15 protein-coding genes are annotated in these 16,446 nt (G+C 71.6%); 8 read left to right on the plus strand and 7 right to left on the minus strand.

Going from position 1 to position 16,446, the window contains the following annotated elements:
* A partial coding sequence (locus HY68_RS29195) for a metallophosphoesterase (protein WP_041994477.1) occupies nt 1–2,027 on the plus strand: 2,027 nt, incomplete at its 5' end.
* A 176-nt stretch (nt 2,028–2,203) separates the two neighbouring features.
* Complete coding sequence (locus tag HY68_RS41165) at nt 2,204–2,917, plus strand: DUF6193 family natural product biosynthesis protein (RefSeq protein ID WP_198533365.1); 714 nt, start codon at nt 2,204–2,206, stop codon at nt 2,915–2,917.
* A 39-nt stretch (nt 2,918–2,956) separates the two neighbouring features.
* Here HY68_RS41165 and HY68_RS29205 read toward each other — a convergent pair whose 3' ends face one another.
* Complete coding sequence (locus tag HY68_RS29205) at nt 2,957–3,874, minus strand: oxidoreductase (protein ID WP_041994479.1); 918 nt, start codon at nt 3,872–3,874, stop codon at nt 2,957–2,959.
* A 61-nt stretch (nt 3,875–3,935) separates the two neighbouring features.
* On the opposite strand from HY68_RS29205, the gene HY68_RS29210 reads away from it, so the two are divergent.
* The gene (locus HY68_RS29210; RefSeq protein ID WP_041994482.1) at nt 3,936–4,526 is read left to right on the plus strand and encodes a TetR/AcrR family transcriptional regulator; all 591 of its coding nucleotides are present in this window, start codon (nt 3,936–3,938) and stop codon (nt 4,524–4,526) included.
* 78 nt (nt 4,527–4,604) lie between these two features.
* Here HY68_RS29210 and HY68_RS29215 read toward each other — a convergent pair whose 3' ends face one another.
* The 3 genes from HY68_RS29215 to HY68_RS29225 all read right to left on the minus strand — a co-directional run bounded on the left by HY68_RS29215 (nt 4,605) and on the right by HY68_RS29225 (nt 6,791).
* A complete protein-coding gene (locus HY68_RS29215) occupies nt 4,605–5,639 on the minus strand; it encodes a hypothetical protein (RefSeq protein WP_041994484.1) in 1,035 nt (344 codons plus the stop codon).
* A gap of 81 nt (nt 5,640–5,720) precedes the next feature.
* Nucleotides 5,721–6,353 (minus strand): GNAT family N-acetyltransferase, encoded by a 633-nt coding sequence (locus tag HY68_RS29220; protein WP_041994486.1) that lies wholly within the window; start codon nt 6,351–6,353, stop codon nt 5,721–5,723.
* Between the two features lie 54 nt (nt 6,354–6,407).
* Nucleotides 6,408–6,791 (minus strand): nuclear transport factor 2 family protein, encoded by a 384-nt coding sequence (locus HY68_RS29225; RefSeq protein ID WP_041994489.1) that lies wholly within the window; start codon nt 6,789–6,791, stop codon nt 6,408–6,410.
* Between the two features lie 292 nt (nt 6,792–7,083).
* Here HY68_RS29225 and HY68_RS29230 point away from each other — a divergent pair, with 292 nt between their 5' ends.
* Nucleotides 7,084–8,118: a PP2C family protein-serine/threonine phosphatase gene (locus HY68_RS29230; protein WP_157874422.1), complete on the plus strand. Its 1,035-nt coding sequence runs from the start codon at nt 7,084–7,086 to the stop codon at nt 8,116–8,118.
* On the opposite strand, the gene HY68_RS29235 is transcribed toward HY68_RS29230, so the two are convergent.
* Nucleotides 8,096–9,667, minus strand: a complete 1,572-nt coding sequence (locus HY68_RS29235; RefSeq protein WP_078863849.1) for a sensor histidine kinase — start codon at nt 9,665–9,667, stop codon at nt 8,096–8,098. The genes HY68_RS29230 and HY68_RS29235 overlap by 23 nt on opposite strands.
* Nucleotides 9,668–9,807: 140 nt before the next feature.
* Between HY68_RS29235 and HY68_RS29240 the strand changes: the two genes are divergently transcribed.
* On the plus strand, nt 9,808–10,581 hold the full coding sequence (locus HY68_RS29240) for a response regulator (RefSeq protein WP_078863850.1): 774 nt from the start codon (nt 9,808–9,810) through the stop codon (nt 10,579–10,581).
* A gap of 28 nt (nt 10,582–10,609) precedes the next feature.
* Here the strand turns inward: HY68_RS29240 and HY68_RS29245 are convergent, their stop codons facing one another.
* Together HY68_RS29245 and HY68_RS29250 are read right to left on the minus strand one after the other, a co-directional pair.
* Complete coding sequence (locus tag HY68_RS29245; protein ID WP_078863851.1) at nt 10,610–11,785, minus strand: homoserine O-acetyltransferase; 1,176 nt, start codon at nt 11,783–11,785, stop codon at nt 10,610–10,612.
* Nucleotides 11,782–13,095, minus strand: a complete 1,314-nt coding sequence (locus HY68_RS29250; RefSeq protein ID WP_041994493.1) for a bifunctional o-acetylhomoserine/o-acetylserine sulfhydrylase — start codon at nt 13,093–13,095, stop codon at nt 11,782–11,784. Before HY68_RS29250 ends, HY68_RS29245 begins: the two co-directional genes overlap by 4 nt.
* A gap of 494 nt (nt 13,096–13,589) precedes the next feature.
* On the opposite strand from HY68_RS29250, the gene HY68_RS29255 reads away from it, so the two are divergent.
* The 3 genes from HY68_RS29255 (at nt 13,590) to HY68_RS29265 (ending at nt 16,440) form a co-directional block, all read left to right on the plus strand.
* Nucleotides 13,590–14,576 carry an amino acid ABC transporter permease gene (locus tag HY68_RS29255; RefSeq protein ID WP_041994495.1) on the plus strand — a complete coding sequence of 329 codons (987 nt, stop codon included), beginning with the start codon at nt 13,590–13,592 and terminating at the stop codon, nt 14,574–14,576.
* Complete coding sequence (locus tag HY68_RS29260; protein ID WP_041994497.1) at nt 14,573–15,346, plus strand: amino acid ABC transporter ATP-binding protein; 774 nt, start codon at nt 14,573–14,575, stop codon at nt 15,344–15,346. Before HY68_RS29255 ends, HY68_RS29260 begins: the two co-directional genes overlap by 4 nt.
* Nucleotides 15,347–15,411: 65 nt before the next feature.
* Nucleotides 15,412–16,440: an ABC transporter substrate-binding protein gene (locus HY68_RS29265; protein ID WP_041997528.1), complete on the plus strand. Its 1,029-nt coding sequence runs from the start codon at nt 15,412–15,414 to the stop codon at nt 16,438–16,440.
* Nucleotides 16,441–16,446 lie beyond the last annotated feature (6 nt).

Genomic DNA, 16,446 nt, shown 5'->3' on the forward strand with positions numbered 1-16,446 from the left:
GGGTCGACAGCCACGGCGTGTTCACCGCGCGGTCCGGCGGTACGACCGAGGTGCGTGCCGAGCGCGGACAGGCGCACGGCAGCACGGAGTTGACGGTGCTGGACAAGCTCGCCCGGATCCGGCCGACCACCCAGCGGGTCGGCCTCGCCGACGCCTCGGCGACCGGCACCTTCGGCATCGTCGGGCTCGACGCGCACGGCACCAGCGCGCCGGTCGAACCCCGTGACGTACGCCTGGACTACGACCGCTCGCTGTTCACCGTGAGCGACGACGGCGCGGGCTCGTTCACCGTCAAGTCCGTGACGGGCAGCGGCGCCGGGCAGATCACCGCGACGGCCGGCGGTGCGACGACCGTGCTCGCCGTCAGTGTCGGCCTCGACGAGCAGCCGGTGTCCGGCTTCGACGACGCGGCGTCCTGGACGTTCAGCCAGGCCAGGGCGAGCGGTTCGGTGGCGGCGGCGCCGGAGAGCCACACCGGCACCGGGCTCACGCTCTCCTACGACTTCACCCGGTCCACCGCGACCCGGGCCGCCTACGCGAGCCCGCCGCAGCAGATCGCCGTACCCGGTCAGCCGCAGTCCTTCAAGCTCTGGATCAAGGGCGACGGCCACGGCGCCTGGCCCACCCTGCATCTGAAGGACGCGGCAGGCACCGACCAGCTGCTGCGGGGCCCCTACATCACCTGGACCGGCTGGCAGCAGGTGACGTTCGCGGTGCCGCCGGGCGCGGCGATGCCGCTGAGTGTGTACCGCTTCTATCTCGCCGAGACCGCGGCAACCGCCCAGTACACCGGGGAGATCCAGATCGACGATCTGACGGCGCAGCTGCCGCCGACCGTCGACCTGCCCGAACAGCCGCGTGTCCCTGACCCGTTGATCGACTCCGCGGCGGGTACCGAGGCCAGGGACTGGCAGTTCGCCGTGATGTCCGACGCGCAATTCGTCGCCCGCGACCCGGACAGCGCCATCGTGGCGCAGGCCCGGCGCACCCTGCGCGAGATCAAGGCCGCCCGGCCGGACTTCCTCGTCATCGACGGTGACCTGGTGGACGAGGGCTCGCCGGAGGATCTGGCCTTCGCCAGGAAGGTGCTGACCGAGGAGCTGGGCGACTCGCTGCCCTGGTACTACGTGCCGGGCAACCACGAGGTGATGGGCGGCTCCGTCGCCAACTTCACGGCCGAATTCGGCCCGGCCCACCGGGTGTTCGACCACGCCGGGACCCGTTTCGTCACCCTCGACACCTCCAGCCTGACCCTGCGGGGCGGCGGCTTCGACCAGATCGCGGAGCTGCGGGCCCAACTGGACGCGGCGGCCCGGGACAACAGCGTCGGCTCGGTGATGCTGATCGAGCACGTACCGCCGCGTGACCCCACCGTGCAGAAGGCCAGCGAGCTGGGCGACCGGAAGGAGGCGGCCCTGGTCGAGCAGTGGCTGGCCGACTTCCGCAGGACGACGGGCAAGGGCGCGGGTCTGATCGGCGGCCATGTCGGTGTGTTCGACGCCTCGCACGTCGACGGGGTGCCGTATCTGATCAACGGCAACTCGGGCAAGGCGCCGTCGGCCCCGGTGGACGAGGGCGGCTTCACCGGCTGGTCGCTGGTCGGGGTGGACCACGTCTCGCGCGGCGAGCAGGCGGCGGCGCGGCTGTCCCCGTGGGAGGGCGGCACCGACTGGGTCTCCGTCCAGACCCGCGCCCACACCGACGCGCTGGCACTGGACGCACCGCAGAGCCTCGCTCCCGGCCGGACGGCGCGCGTCACGGCGACGGTCACGCAGGGCAGCAGGCAGGTGCCGGTCGCCTTCCCGATGAGCGCGGACTGGACCGGATCGCCGAATCTGCTCGTCGGCGACCGGTCGGCAGCCAACCGCCGGCACACGGCGGTCTTCGACCCGGCGAGCGGCACCCTGACCGCGCTACGGCCGGGCACGGTCACGCTGGCCGTCACGGTCGACGGCGTGACCCGGCAGGCCCGCGTCCGGATCGCGGCGTCGGCGACGGGCGAGGTGACACGGAAACCGGCCGCCTGAGCCGCGGTTCGCCTCGGGCACCGTACGACGCGACCCGCTCGCGCCGTACGGTGCCCGAGGAGTACCGGAGCCGCCTGGTGCGTTTGGTCCTACGCCCACATCTCCTGAACTCCACTGCCTACGGTGTGTCCATGAACAGACGTCCCCGCAGTGTGTCGAGCGCTCTCTGTCCGGAGGTGACTGTGCCGGGCGGCCTGGGAGGGGCGCTGGATCGCGAGGCGGCTCGCCGCGGGGACGGCGCCGAGCCGATGGATCCGGTTGAGGGGTTCGATCCGGCGGTCGCCGCTTGCTGCGCGCGTGGAGAGGCGCGGTTCGCTGTCTACGCGACCAACACCGACGAACGCGAGTTCCGTATCGAGATCTCCACACGCTCCGGCTGGCGGTGGGGTGCTTTCGGCAGCACCGATGACCTCGCCGTGGTCGCCGCCATTTTGCAGGCCTGGCGTGACGGCGCGTCCGCCGCCGAATTGCGAAGCGGGTGGACGTTGCTCGCGGCGACCCCGCTGGAGGCGGCACCGCCGGGAAGGGTGGTGTCGACGGCGTGGCGGCTGACCCTGGAACGCTCGCCGGTGATCAGGCTGGGCGACGCCGAACTGGCCGAGGCCCTGTATGCGCAGCCGGCCCTGCGCGTGTTCTTCCCGTTCCCGTCGCACGGCGGGTTCAGCCTGCTCAGCAATACCGAGGACCCGTTCCGCGAGGAGGTTCCGCGGGTGACTCCGACGGTGGACGGACGGTGGAACGTGGTCCTGACGCCACTGCGGATACCGGAACGGGTGCTCGGCAGCCGCCTCACCGCTCGCGAGGCCGCGGCACTGGTGGCCGCGAACATCCCCGCCGGCGCCGGCCCGGCCGTCGAGGGAGGGTGGCCGGCCGGCGGCAGTACGGCCTGACCCGCGCCCGCGCGAATCTGACCCACCGACCGGCCTTCGTCACCCCGTGGCCCTTTCGCCGGGCAGCGCCGTCGGGAACGCCGTCGCCGTCAGCCGCTCCGACAGCGTCCACACCTCCCGGGCCAGCGCGTGGTCCTGTGCGACGACGCTGCGTCCGACGAGGGTCGGGCGGCCGCGCTGCTCGCCGCGCCCGTCGGGGCCGACGTACCCGGCGCCCGGGATCTCCTGTGTCGCGGCGAACAGCGCCGGCAGCGCGCCGTCCGGTCCGCTCTGTGCCATCAGCCGGCCGAGCGTCGCGGCCACGAGTGACATGGCGGGGCCCAGATGGCGGTTGAGGCCGGTGGTGGCGGCGCCGGGGTGGGCGGCCACCGCGAGCAGCGGGGAACCGGCCTCCGTCAGCCGTCGCTGCAACTCCAGCGTGAAGAGCAGATTGGCGAGCTTCGACTGCCCGTAGGCGGCGGACGCGCGGTAGGGGCGGTGCTCCCAGTTCGGGTCGTCGAGGTCGAAGGTCGCCCCCTTGTGCGCGTTCGAAGCGACGGTGACCACGCGGTCGGTGAGCTGGGGCAGCAGCAGATTCGTCAGCGCGAAATGGCCCAGATGGTTGGTGCCCAGCTGGAGTTCGAAGCCGTCGGCGGTCCTGCGCAGCGGCACGTTGGCGACGCCCGCGTTGTTGACGAGGATGTCGACCGGGCGGTCCCACGCCGTCGCGAACCGGCGGACCGAGGCGAGGTCGGCGAGATCGAGGGAGCGCACCTCGGTGCTGCCGTCGATCTCGGCGCTCGCCCGCAGCGCGGCTTCGACACCTCGCACGGCCAGGACGACATGGGCGCCGGCGCCCGCGAACGCGCGCGCGGTCTCCAGTCCGAGCCCGCCGCCGGCGCCGGTGACGATCACGGTACGTCCGGTCTGCGGCGGCAGATCGGCCAGATGCCAGGGAGTGTGTGCCGTAGTGCTCATGTCTCCAATGTAGGCAATGAAAACATTGTAGTCAACGACAACATCGCGATAGGGTTTCCACGTGACCTCCCCTCGGCCCTACCACCACGGCGACCTGCGCACCGCTCTGCTGCGCCAGGCGGAGCAGACATTGGCCGCCCACGGCGTCGAGGGGCTTTCGCTGCGCGAACTCGCCCGTGACGTGGGAGTCAGCCACGGCGCGCCGCGCCGGCACTTCGCCGACAAGAGGGCCCTGCTGGACGCCCTCGCCGAAGAGGGCTACGACCGGCTCGGCCGGCGGCTGGACGCGGCGCTCGCCGGGGCGACGGGCGACATCACGGCGCGGCTGGTCACCTTCGCCCAGGCGTATGTGGCCTTCGCCGTGGAGCACCGCGCGCTCATCGGGCTGATGCACACGCCCAAGGACGGCTGGGACGAGCGGCTGCGGGCCGCCAACGACCGTGCCTTCGCCGCGCCGGTCGCGCTGCTCGCCGAGGCGCGGGAGCGGGGGGACATCGACGCCGACACCACCGGCCGGGTCGACATGACGGTCCTCGCCGTGCTCCAGGGGCTGACGGTGCTCGTCGCCACCGGCATGGCGGGCGACAGGCCGCTCGACACACTGGTGTCGGACACGGTCCGTACGCTGGTCGAGGGTCTTCGCCCGCGCTGAGCCGCCCGGCGCCCGAACGGCTCCGCCCGGCGCCCGAACGGCTCCGTCCGGCGCCCGAACGGCCCCGTCCGGCGACTCCTAGAGCGGTGGCAGCCGCAGTGGGCCGCTTTCGATGTCACGGATCACCCGGAAGCCCCCGACAGGATGTCCTTCCGGGTCCGCCGTGACGGCGACCGCGTGATCGCCCATGCAGAGCCGGCCGTCCGCCCTCGGCCCGTCGCAGAACAGCACGTACCCCCTCAGCCGGTCGACCGTGCCGGGCTCCAGCTGCCAGATGCCGAGATACGTGCTGACCTCGGCGCGCGGATACGTACGGCGCAGCCGGTCGCCGACCTCCCTCTGGACCGTGTCGCCGAACGCCTTCTCGTAGGCGTACGGCCGGGTGATCACCGCCGTGCCCGAGTCCGGGTCGACCTCGCCGTCCCGTACCGGGTAGGTCACCGTGTAATAAGGGCGCTTCGACAGCGCGGTGAGCAGTTTGCCGTCGGTCAGCCGCATCATCGTCGGCCAAGACGGGTGCCCTGCGGGCAGCCGCGCGGCGACCGCCGGGGACACCAGGTGCACCGACACCGACGTCACCGCTGTCGCGCCGCCGTTCTCGTCCCGGCCGGGTGCCCAGGCCCGTACGCAGGCGCCTGCCTCGGCGAGCACCCGGGTCACGGTGCTGCCGGTCGGCGAAGCGGCGACCCAGACCCGGCCGAGACCCGGGTCCACGGCGAGCGCCGGATACCCGCACGCGGCGAACGACGACGTGATCCGGCGCAGCGCCACGGCCTGCGCCCTGCCCTCCTCGACCGCCCGGTCCAGCGCGCCGGCGCAGTCCTTGCCCTCGCAGCTCCCGGCGTGCGCGTCGATCCGCAGCCGGACCACCGCGTCGGGGTCGTCGGCCACGGCGAAACTCACCTCGGACCCCGCCGCCTGCGGAAACAGCGTCCGCACCGCGACCACGTCCAGCACGCCCGGATACCGGCGGTCCGCGAGTTCGGCGGCGTGCCTGCGGTCGCCCCCGGTGCCCAGCACGCCGCATCCGCCGACCAGCAGGGCCAGCGTGAGCGCGCCCAGCCGCGCCCCCACCCGCCGTCCCCGGTGCGACCTCGCCCCTGATCCCCCCATGGTGCCCGCCCCTCCTCGCCGCCCCCGGCTCTCGTCCGTCGTGACGATAGAAGGCGGCAGGGCCGGTGCGGATGAGTACGACTACTCAACAACGCCCGCCGTCGAGCGCCCGAGGAAGGTGAGCGGCCCCGGGTCGGGCACCGGAATCACCTGGAACCCCAGCCGGTCGTAGAAGGCGCGGGCGGCGGTGTTGGCGCTCACCATCGACAGATGGACGGCGCCCACCCCCTTGTCGTGGAGGGCGCGCAGGAACGCGTTCATCAGGGCGCGGCCGTGACCCTTGCGCTGCCAGTCAGGCAGCAGATCGATGTGCAGGTGCGCGGGGTAGCCGGCCAGCTCGGGCAGGATCATCCGCTCGGGCGTGTGCAGCAGGACCGCCATCTCCTCGCTCGGCGTGGAGGGCGCACCGGCGGGCCGTGGGTAGCGGTCGGCCACCGTCGGCAGCCAGCGCTCGCGGAAGGCGCCGACGAAGGCGGTGGTGTCCGCCGTCCCGAGGACATAGCCGACGGCCCGGCCACCGCCGTCGTCCAGCACGAAGGTCAGGTCCGGTTCGAGCACCGCGTACGGCGCGGCGAAGATGCTCGGCATCAGATCCGGGTCCGGATAGAGGTGCCGGGAGTCGCCGCCTTCGTGAGCGGTGCGTACGCAGATGTCGTGGAGCGCTGCCCGGTCCGTGGGCCGGTAGGCCCTGACCGTGGCTGAGGTGATGGGCATGCCAGGCATCGTGCCCGAACCGGGAGCGCTCCCACAACTGTGTTCCGCCCCTTGTCAGGCGACGGCGGGCACCCGGTCGAGGAAGCCGAGCACACTGACGATCCGGCCGTCGTCGGCCAGCGTGACGACGTCGGAGCCCGCCACCGGCGCCGCGCCGTCGGCGAGCGAGACCAGCTCCCAGCTGAAGCGCGCCGTGTCGTGATGGCCGTCCACGGCGCCGGTCAGCCGGAACGCGTGACCGGGGAACCGCGCCTGCGCCCCGCCGATCAGCTCGGCGATGGGGCCGTGGCCGGTGACCTCGGCGAGCGGGTCGACGTATCCGCCGTCCTCGTGCCACGCGGCGCCGACCGCCGTGGCGCGCGCCGCATCGGACGTCGCGTTCCAGGCCTCGAAGTAGCGGGCGACGGCGGTCTCGTAACGGTTCACTGACATGGAAATCAGCCTCCAACGGCATCGATAAGGGATGGTGGATCACCGGGGATCGGCCGGAGTGCGCCGGTCGATCCCCGGTGACCGCAACGATGCCGGGCCGGGCCGCACCGGTCGATTACGTCACGGGTAATGGCATCGCGCCCGCCGCCCGCCCGCGCCGTTGCCGCCCCCGGCGGATCGCCCTTAGCGGGGGTAGCCTGCTGAGTACCCAAGTACGTGGGGCTGTGACATGGCACGTATCCAGGTATTCCGAGCGGGCCACGACCACGTGGCGAGACCTCTGCCGCCGGGGGCCTGGGTGAGCCGTGCCGCGGCGATCCTGCCGTTCGTCTTCACCGCGGTGGTCAGTGTGATCGCCGTCGCCGCGGGGCCCGGCCTGCGCTGGCTCTCGATGCTCGCCGCCGCGCCGTCCCTGGCAGCCGCCCGGCACGGACCGCGTACGGTCGTCGCCTTCGGCGTCTTCTCGATCGTCCTCGGCGTCCTGCTCGGCGAGCGCAGCGGCTCACCCAGCGTGGCGTTCCAGGCGCCCGTGCTCTCCGGCGTCGCCGTGGTCACGGTGGTGAGCGCCTGGCTGAGCGCGCTGCGCCAGCGCCGCGAGCGGGAACTGGTCGCGGTCCGATCCGTCGCGGAGGCGGCCCAGGAAGCCATTCTCGCGCCGGTGCCGGAAGAGGTCGGGCCGCTGCGGCTGTCCGTGCACTACACGGCGGCCGCCACCGAGGCCACTGTGGGCGGCGACCTCTACGGCGTGGTCCAGACGCCCTACGGGCCGCGCGCCTTGGTGGCCGACGTACGGGGCAAGGGGCTCCAGGCGGTCAGTACGGCCGCCCTGGTCCTCGGAGTGTTCCGGGAGGCCGCGTACGACGAACCCGACCTGCTCCGAGTCGTACAGCGGATGGAGCACAGCCTCCGGCGCAATCTGGAGGGGGACGACTTCGTCACGGCGGTCCTGACCGGCTTCCCCTGTCCCGGACAGCTCCAGGTCGTCAACTGCGGCCATGTACTGCCCCTGCTCGTGCACCGGCGGACCGTGTGCGCCCTGGAACCCAGCTCGCCCGTACCGCCGCTGGGGCTCCTGGACCTCGCTGACGCCGAGCCCACCCTGGACACCGTCGACTTCGCGCCGGGGGACCGGCTGCTCCTCTACACGGACGGTGTGACGGAGGCGCGCGACGACACGGGCACGTTCTTCCCGCTCGACGAGCAGCTCCAGAAGCACTGCGCCGACCCGTTCGACAGCACACTGGACGTGCTGCACGAAGAACTGCTCCAGCACAACGGCGGCCGTCTCGACGACGACGCAGCCCTGCTGCTCATCGAGCGTCCGGGAGTGTGAACACCACCCGCGTACCGGGGGAGTGTTCCTGGTCGATGCCGATGACACCGCCGTGGTACTCCACGATCTTCTTGCACAGCGCCAGACCGATGCCGTTGCCCGTGTACTGCTCCCGGGTGTGCAGCCGCTGGAAGATGACGAAGACCCGCTCCCGGTACTCCTCCTCGATCCCGATGCCGTTGTCCGAGACGGAGAACTCCCAGCTCTCCCCGGTACGGCGCGCACCCACATGGACCACCGGAGGCCGGTCGGGGGAGCGGAACTTGACCGCGTTGCCGATCAGGTTCTGCAGCAGCATGCCGAGTTGGGTCGGTTCGCCGTGCACGGTCGGCAGCGGGTCATGGGTGACGACGGTGCCGGACTCCTCGATCGCCATGCCGAGCGAGTCGACGGTACGGTCGAACAGCGCCGCCAGGTCGACGGCGACGTGATCGGTGAGCAGCCTGCCCACCCGGGAGAACGCCAGCAGATCGTTGATCAGGCCCTGCATACGGTTGGCGCCGTCCACGGCGAAGGCGATGTACTGCCGGGCCCGGTCGTCGAGTTGGGCCCCGTACCGCCGCTCCAGCAGCTGGCAGAAGCTGGCCACCTTCCGCAGCGGCTCCTGGAGGTCGTGGGACGCGACGTAGGCGAACTGCTCCAGTTCGGAGTTGGACCGGCGCAGTTCGTCGGTCTGCTCGCTGAGATGGTGCTGCGCCTCGTCGCTGAAGGCCAGTTCGTCGGCGAGCCTGCGGCGCATGGACTCGACGTCCCGCGCGAGCAGCCGCAGATCGGCGGGGCCCGACTCGGTGACCGGATGGTCGAAGTCACCGCCGGCCACCAGGCGGACCTCGGCCGACAGCCGGTCCACATGGGTGGTCACGCCCCTGCGCAGCCCGACGAAGACCAGACCGGTGAGGGCGAGGATGACCGCGGCGATGGCGAGGAAGGTCCAGTTGCGCAGGGACCGGGCGTCCTCCAGATCGCCGCGCGCCTCGACACGTTCGGCCTGCAGATGCCGCTGCTGGGTGGCGAGCGCGGCGCGGACCGTGTCGAAGGCCTGCTTGCCCCCCTCGGCGCGCTCGGTGGCCACCTTCACCGGATCGGCGGCCGTGGCGACGGGCTCGGCGACCAGGGCCTGCCAGCGCGCCGCGTAGCGGTGCACGGCGGCCAGATCGGCCGCGGCCGCGGTGTCGTCACCGTCGAGTGCCGTGAGCTGGCGCTCCGCCGTGCGCTGCTGGGCGAGCCCGTCGCGGTAGGGCGTGAGGAAGTCGGCCCGGCCCGTCATGCCGTAGCCGCGGATGCCCGTCTCCTGGTTCACCAGCGCGCTCTCCAGCCGCACCGAGGTGATCAGGGCGGGTGAACTCCGGTCGACCAGACGGTTGTTGATCGCCGAGGAGTGCGCGAAGATCCACGCGCCGCAGACCCCGAGCACCAGGAGCACCGACAGCGCGGCGCTCGCGCCGACACTCAGCCAGCGCCGGGTGGTCCACCCGGTGGGTCCCGGCGCGGGCCGGGGCGCGCGCTCGGCGACGGCCGGGGACGTGGCCTGGACTTCTACGGTGCCCACTGCGCTTCTCTTCTCCAGGTATGACGGATACCGGCCGTGATCCGGGCGGCTCCCGTGATCCGGACCGCTCCGGCGGCACAGCGTACCGTCGTCCGACAACGTTTGTTGTCACGGGGGCGTATCGCCCGTAGGGTACGGGCATGGCCCGCGACCTCACCGTTCGTCCTGACCACGACGAGCTGACCGCATCCGCCGAGAGAGCCGTGGCCGAGCTCGCCCGGCGGCTGGCCGAAGAAGGCGGACCGCTCGGCCGGCTCCGCGTCCTCGCCTATCTCGACCGGGCCGTCGAGCGCTGCGCCAGAGAGGAAGCGGCCGAGGCCGTGCGGGCGGGCGCGGGCTATCCGCAACTCGGCACCGCCTGGGGCATCAGCAGGCAGGGGGCCCGCAGACGCTGGCCCGGTCTGGTCTTCACCGCACAACCCGCCACCCGTCCACTGCCCGTCCCCGACAGCAGGAGCCCCGCCATGAACGCCTACGCCCCCGACCGTCCGTACACCGTGCTCCTCGTGGACGACGATCCGGCGGACGCGATGCTGATCGAGGACGCCCTGGTCGAACGTGGCATGGCCCGCACCATCGCCCGCGCCGACGACGGGGTGGCCGCGCTCGAATACCTCCGTGACCCGGCGAACGCGCGCCCCGACCTGATCGTCCTCGATCTCAACATGCCCCGGATGAACGGCAGGGAGCTGCTCGCCGTCCTGAAGGACGATCCGCTGCTCGGCAGCATCCCGGTGGTGGTGCTCACCACGTCGGCCGCCCCTGACGACATCGAGGACGCCTACCGGCAGCACGCCAACGCGTATGTCACCAAGCCGGTCAACCTCGACGAGTTCATCGACTCGGTCCAGGGCATCGACGCGTTCTTCCTCGACACGGCGGCGCCTTCGCCCCGCCCGAAGGACCAGCGCTGAAGGGGGGCACGACCTCGGACCGGTCCGCTCACCGCGGGGGTACGCGCGAGCCGAGCAACTCCGCCACCAGCGCGCCGACCTGGCCGGTCTCCACGAGGAAGCCGTCGTGTCCGTACGGCGAGCGGACCACCCGCAGCCGCCCCGCGCCGGGTATCTGCTCGGCTAGGGCGGCCTGTTGGGCGAGCGGGTAGAGCCGGTCGGAGTCGACGCCGGCGATCAGCGCCGGCATCGTGACCCGGCGCAGCGCCGCCGGCACACCGCCGCGGCCCCGGCCGACGTCATGGCCGTTCATCGCCTCCGTGAGCACCACATAGCTGCCCGCGTCGAAGCGGCGCACCAGCTTCGCCGCGTGATGGTCGAGATACGACTCCACCTGGTAACGCCCGCCCCGCCAGGGGTCCTCACCCGGCTGCGGGGCGCCGCCGAACCGGGCGGCCAGTTCGGCCTCGCTGCGGTACGTCACATGCGCGACGCGCCGGGCGAGACCGAGACCGGCCTGCGGCCCCTCACCGGCCGGGGCGTCGTGGTAGTCACCGCCCCGCCAGCCGGGGTCCGACCGGATCGCGGCCAACTGCACCGCGCCCCAGGCGATCTGGTCGGCCGAGGCGGCAGCCGGGCACGCCAGGACCAGCAGTGACCCCGTACGCTCCGGGCGGCTCACCGCCCACTCCAGCGCGCGCATGCCTCCCATGGAACCGCCGATGACGGCGGCCCACCTGCTGATGCCCAGCGCGTCGGCGAGCCCCGCCTCTGCGGCCACCTGGTCGCGCTGGGTCAGATACGGGAAGGAGCCGCCCCAGCGGCCGCCGCCGGGCCGGGGCGAAGCGGGGCCTGTACTGCCCTGGCAGCCGCCCAGCACATTGGGGGCCACCACGAACCACCGGTCCGTGTCGAGTGGCCGGCCCGGACCGACCAGCGCGTCCCACCAGCCGTCCGTGGGATGCCCGGGTCCGGCGGGGCCCGCGAGATGGCTGTCGCCGGTCAGCGCGTGCAGGACCAGCACCGCGTTCGACCGGTCAGGGGCGAGTTCGCCCCACGTCTCGTAGGCGAGCCGTACCCCGGGAAGCAGGCCGCCCGCCTCCAGCGGCAGCGGATCCGGCAGGCTCACCCAGGCCCGGCGGCCCGGCGGATCCCCCTCCTGCCAGGCCCCGGTGGCCGGCGGCCGTGGCAGGGGGAGGGTGCCCGGTGCTGACTCCGCTTTCAGGACGCCGCCTTGGCCGCCCGGAACCCCGACTCCAGATCGGCCTTGAGGTCGTCCACGCTCTCCAGGCCCACCGACAGCCGGACCAGACCGGGTGAGGTCCCCGTCGCGGTCAACTGCTCCTCGTCCAGCTGGCTGTGGGTCGTCGAGGCCGGATGGATGATCAGGCTGCGCACGTCGCCGATGTTGGCGAGATGGCTGAACAGCTCGACGGCGTCGACGAACCGCTTGCCCGCCTCCACCCCGTCCCGCAGCTCGAACGCGAGGACGGCGCCCGCGCCGCGCGGCAGATAGCGCTGCCCCGCCTCGTACCAGCGGTTGGACTCAAGCCCGGGGTAATGGACGGCGGAGACCTCGTCGCGCTGCTCCAGCCACTGCGCCAGGGCAAGGGCGTTGGCGGTGTGCCGCTCCACGCGCAGACTCAGCGTCTCGACACCCTGCAGCAGCAGGAACGCCGAGTGCGGGGAGAGCGCGGGGCCGATGTCGCGCAGCAGTTGGACGCGGAGCTTCACCGCGAAGGCGCCGGGCCCGAGGTCGGGCCAGTAGCGCAGCCCGTGGTAACTCGGGTCGGGGGAGTGGAAGTCGGCGAAGCGCTCGGCGTGCGCGCCGAAGTCGAAGGTGCCGCCGTCCACGACCACACCACCGATGGTCGTGCCGTGCCCGCCGAGGAACTTGGTCGCCGAGTGGACGACGATGTCCGCGCCGTGCTCGATCGGCCGCAGCAGGTACGGAGTCGGCACGGTGTTGTCGACGATCAGCGGCAGCCCGGCGTCGTGCGCCGCGTCCGCCACGGCCCGTACGTCGAGGACGTTGCCCCGGGGATTGCCCAGCGTCTCGGCGAACAGCGCCTTGGTGTTGGGCCGGACGGCGGCGCGCCAGGCGTCGATGTCGTCCGGGTCGTCGACGAAGGACACCTCGATGCCGAAGCGGGGCAGTGTGTGGCGCAGCAGGTTGTACGTGCCGCCGTACAGGGACGTGCTGGAGACGATGTGGTCACCGGCGCGGGCCAGGGTGAGGATCGCCAGCGTCTCGGCCGCCTGGCCCGAGGCGACGGCGACAGCGGCGACCCCGCCCTCCAGGGCGGCGATCCGCTGCTCCAGGACATCCTGGGTCGGGTTGTGGATCCGGGTGTAGATGTTGCCCGGTTCGGCGAGGGAGAACAGGTCCGCCGCGTGCTGGGTGTCCTTGAAGACGAACGACGTGGTCTGGTAGATCGGCACCGCGCGGGCCCCGGTCGTCGGGTCGGGCTCGGCGCCCGCGTGGATCTGCTTGGTCTCGAAGGACCACTTGGCGAAGTCGGCGGGCTGGCTCATGTGCAGGACGGTAGAAGTCGCCCGGGAGCGGCGAAAGGCCGCGGCCGGTATGGCCATGAATCCGCAATGCGGCCGCAACACATGTCTGGATCGTTTCGTCTGCGGCCTGATCCTGAACAATCCTTGACCGGTTCTGGCCACGGTGCCATGCTCCTGCCCATGTCGCGGACCGTTGTTCTGACACACCGCCGTGTGGTCGACCACATGCTGGTCACCAGCACCGCCTGTCACACCCACTGACGTATCTCCCGTCCCCCGAACTCTGCGGTGGGGGACGGCACTTCCTGTCCGAAACCCGTCGAGCCCCCTGTCGTGACCGCGGGGCTCCGGGACTCTGCCGCGCCCGCACCCCGGGCTGCCACCACCTCTGAGGCCGCCGCCGGCCGTGCGCGACGACGCGCGTGGTTTGCGGTGTGCCGCTCCGCCGTACCGTTCCGGGAGTTCCCTGTGCCCACCCTTCGTGACACCCGCGCTCATGTTCCGGGTGGCGCCCCATGACCGAGCCTTCCGCCCCCGTGGTCGACGCCCCGCAGACCCCGCCCGGGCAACCGGCCGCCGAGAGCGCCGATCTCGCCGCCCAGCGCGTCGTCGGACTGCGCCACCCCTGGCGGTGGATCCTCACGGCGATCGTGCTGGTGGTCGTCGCGCAGGCCGTGCACGGCCTGGTGACCAACCCGTTCTACCAATGGGACAGGTTCGGCTACTGGTTCCTGCGCCCGGTGATCCTCGACGGGCTGCTGATCACCCTCAAGGTCGCCGCCTGGAGCGCGGTGCTCGGCCTGCTCGGCGGGGTGGTGCTCGCCCTGGGCCGGCTCTCGAAGAGCCCGGTGCTGCGCTCGGTCGCGTGGGTGTACATCTGGCTCTTCCGGTCCATCCCGCTGATCGTCGTGCTGCTCTTCCTCTACAACGTGAGCGCCCTGTACAAGACACTGAGCCTCGGCATCCCCTTCGGCCCCGGCTTCGTCCACTTCAGCGAGTCGAGCCTCGCCACCGACATGGTGGTGGCGATCGTCGGACTCAGCCTCAACGAGGCCGCCTACGCCGCCGAGGTGGTCAGGGCCGGTGTGCTCTCCGTCGACCAGGGGCAGCACGAAGCGGCGTCCGCGCTGGGGCTGCCCAAGGGCTACCAGTTCACCCGGATCGTCTTCCCGCAGGCGCTCAGGGCGATCGTGCCGTCCTACGTGAACCAGCTGATCGGGCTGATCAAAAGCACCTCACTGGTCTTCTACGTCTCCCTGCTGGACCTCTTCGGCCAGGTGCAGAGCATGGGCAGCACCTACCCCGGCGACATCGTGCCGCTGCTGATGGTGGCGACGCTCTGGTACGTGATCCTGACCAGCGTCGTCTCGGTCGTCCAGTACTACGTGGAGCGGTACTACTCCCGCGGCGCGCTGCGGACCGTACCGCCGACCCCGCTGCAGAAACTACGCGCCGGCATCAAGGCGTTGCGCGCCCGCATCGAGATCGGATCAGCGACATGACGAGCGTGACACCCGCGGCCGTGGAGATCCACGGGGCGCACAAGTGGTACGGCACGCACCGGGTGCTGACGGACGTCGATCTCACCGTCCTGCCGGGACAGGTCACCGTGATCATCGGGCCGTCCGGGTCCGGCAAGTCCACACTGCTCCGGGCCGTCAACCACCTGGAGAAACTCGACATCGGGTATGTCAGTGTGAACGGCGAGCCGATCGGCGTACGCCACCAGGGCGGCCGGCTCAAGGAGATCAGCGAACGGGCGATCCTCGCCCAGCGCAGCCGGATCGGCTTCGTCTTCCAGAACTTCAACCTCTTCCCGCACCTGACCGTGCTGGACAACGTCGCAGCGGCCCCGGTGGCGACCCGGCGCAAGAGCCGTCCGCAGGCCCAGGAGCTGGCGCGGACCCTGCTGGAGCGGGTGGGGCTCGGCGACAAGGCCGACGCCTACCCGCGGCAGCTGTCCGGCGGCCAGCAGCAGCGGGTGGCCATCGCGCGGGCGCTCGCCCTGGAGCCCGGCGTCATCCTCTTCGACGAACCGACCTCGGCCCTCGACCCCGAACTCGTCGGGGAGGTGCTGGCCGTGATCAAGGATCTCGCCACCGGTGGTACGACGCTGATCGTCGTCACCCACGAGATCGGCTTCGCCCGCGAGGTGGCCGACCTGGTCGTCTTCATCGACGGCGGCCGCATTCTCGAACAGGGCACCCCCGACGAGGTGTTGGGCAATCCGCAGCATCCGAGGACCCGGGAGTTCCTGAGCCGCGTGCTGTGAACCCCGCCGCCCCCGACCGACCTTCCCCGTCCACCGAGCTCCAACTGAACCGACCGAGGATCATCATGCCGCAGACCCGTTCCAGACTCTTCCGGAGTGCCGCCGCCGCAGTGGCCGTCGCCGCCATGGCCACCGGCCTCGCCGCCTGCGGCAGCGACAGCGTCTCCGACGCGGGCTCGTCCGCCGCCGGCGCCGGTGCCAAGGGGAAGGTCGTCATCGGCGCGCTCTCCAACGGCGCGGCGCGGGAGACCACGCTCACCGTCCCCGAAGTGGCGGCCATCCGCGCCGGACTCCCCAAGGACCTGGTGAAGCGCGGCGAACTGACCATCGGTCTCGGACTGCTGCCGTCCGGATCGCCGCCGCTCGGCTACACCGGCAACGACCAGAAGACCCTGACCGGCTCGGAGCCGGACCTCGGCAGGCTCGTCGCCGCGGTCTTCGGGCTCAAGCCCGTGCTCGCCAACGCCACCTGGGACAACCTGTTCGTGGGCATCGACAGCGGCAAGAGCGACGTCGGCTTCTCCAACATCACCGACACCGAGGAGCGCAAGCAGAAGTACGACTTCGCCTGCTACCGGCAGGACAACCTCGGCTTCGAGGTGGTCAAGGACAGCACCTGGAACTTCGACGGCACCTACCGCAGCCTGGCAGGCAAGACGGTCGCCGTGGGCGCGGGCACCAACCAGGAGCGGATCCTGCTGCACTGGCGGGACCAGCTCAAGGCGGCGGGGAAGAAGCTCACCGTCAAGTACTTCCAGGAGAGCAACAGCACGTATCTCGCGCTGGCCTCCGGCCGGATCGACGCCTACTTCGCACCGAACCCGAGCGTCGCCTACCACACCGTGCAGACGGCGAAGACGCCCAAGGCCACCCGTAGCGCCGGCACGTACTCCGGGGCCGGCGCCACCCTCCAGGGGCTGATCTGCGCGACCACCAAGAAGGACAGCGGACTTGCCAAGCCGCTGTCCGAGGCGATCAACTATCTGATCAAGAACGGTCAGTACAACAAGTGGCTCGACGCCTGGCACCTGGACAACGAGGCGGTGCCCACGTCGAAGGTCAACCCGCCCGGACTCCCGAAGACCGACTCGTAGTCCGCG

This window comes from Streptomyces sp. AcH 505 (assembly GCF_000818175.1).
Taxonomy (GTDB): Bacteria; Actinomycetota; Actinomycetes; order Streptomycetales; family Streptomycetaceae; genus Streptomyces.

What these genes read in the sequence shown, in the direction of transcription:
- HY68_RS29240 (WP_078863850.1), top strand. Translation starts at nt 9,808, where the DNA reads ATGGCCCGCGACCTCACCGTTCGTCCTGACCACGACGAGCTGACCGCA.
- HY68_RS29250 (WP_041994493.1), bottom strand. Translation starts at nt 13,095, where the DNA reads ATGAGCCAGCCCGCCGACTTCGCCAAGTGGTCCTTCGAGACCAAGCAG.
- HY68_RS29260 (WP_041994497.1), top strand. Translation starts at nt 14,573, where the DNA reads ATGACGAGCGTGACACCCGCGGCCGTGGAGATCCACGGGGCGCACAAG.
- HY68_RS29265 (WP_041997528.1), top strand. Translation starts at nt 15,412, where the DNA reads ATGCCGCAGACCCGTTCCAGACTCTTCCGGAGTGCCGCCGCCGCAGTG.
- HY68_RS29220 (WP_041994486.1), bottom strand. Translation starts at nt 6,353, where the DNA reads ATGCCCATCACCTCAGCCACGGTCAGGGCCTACCGGCCCACGGACCGG.
- HY68_RS29255 (WP_041994495.1), top strand. Translation starts at nt 13,590, where the DNA reads ATGACCGAGCCTTCCGCCCCCGTGGTCGACGCCCCGCAGACCCCGCCC.
- HY68_RS29205 (WP_041994479.1), bottom strand. Translation starts at nt 3,874, where the DNA reads ATGAGCACTACGGCACACACTCCCTGGCATCTGGCCGATCTGCCGCCG.
- HY68_RS29215 (WP_041994484.1), bottom strand. Translation starts at nt 5,639, where the DNA reads ATGGGGGGATCAGGGGCGAGGTCGCACCGGGGACGGCGGGTGGGGGCG.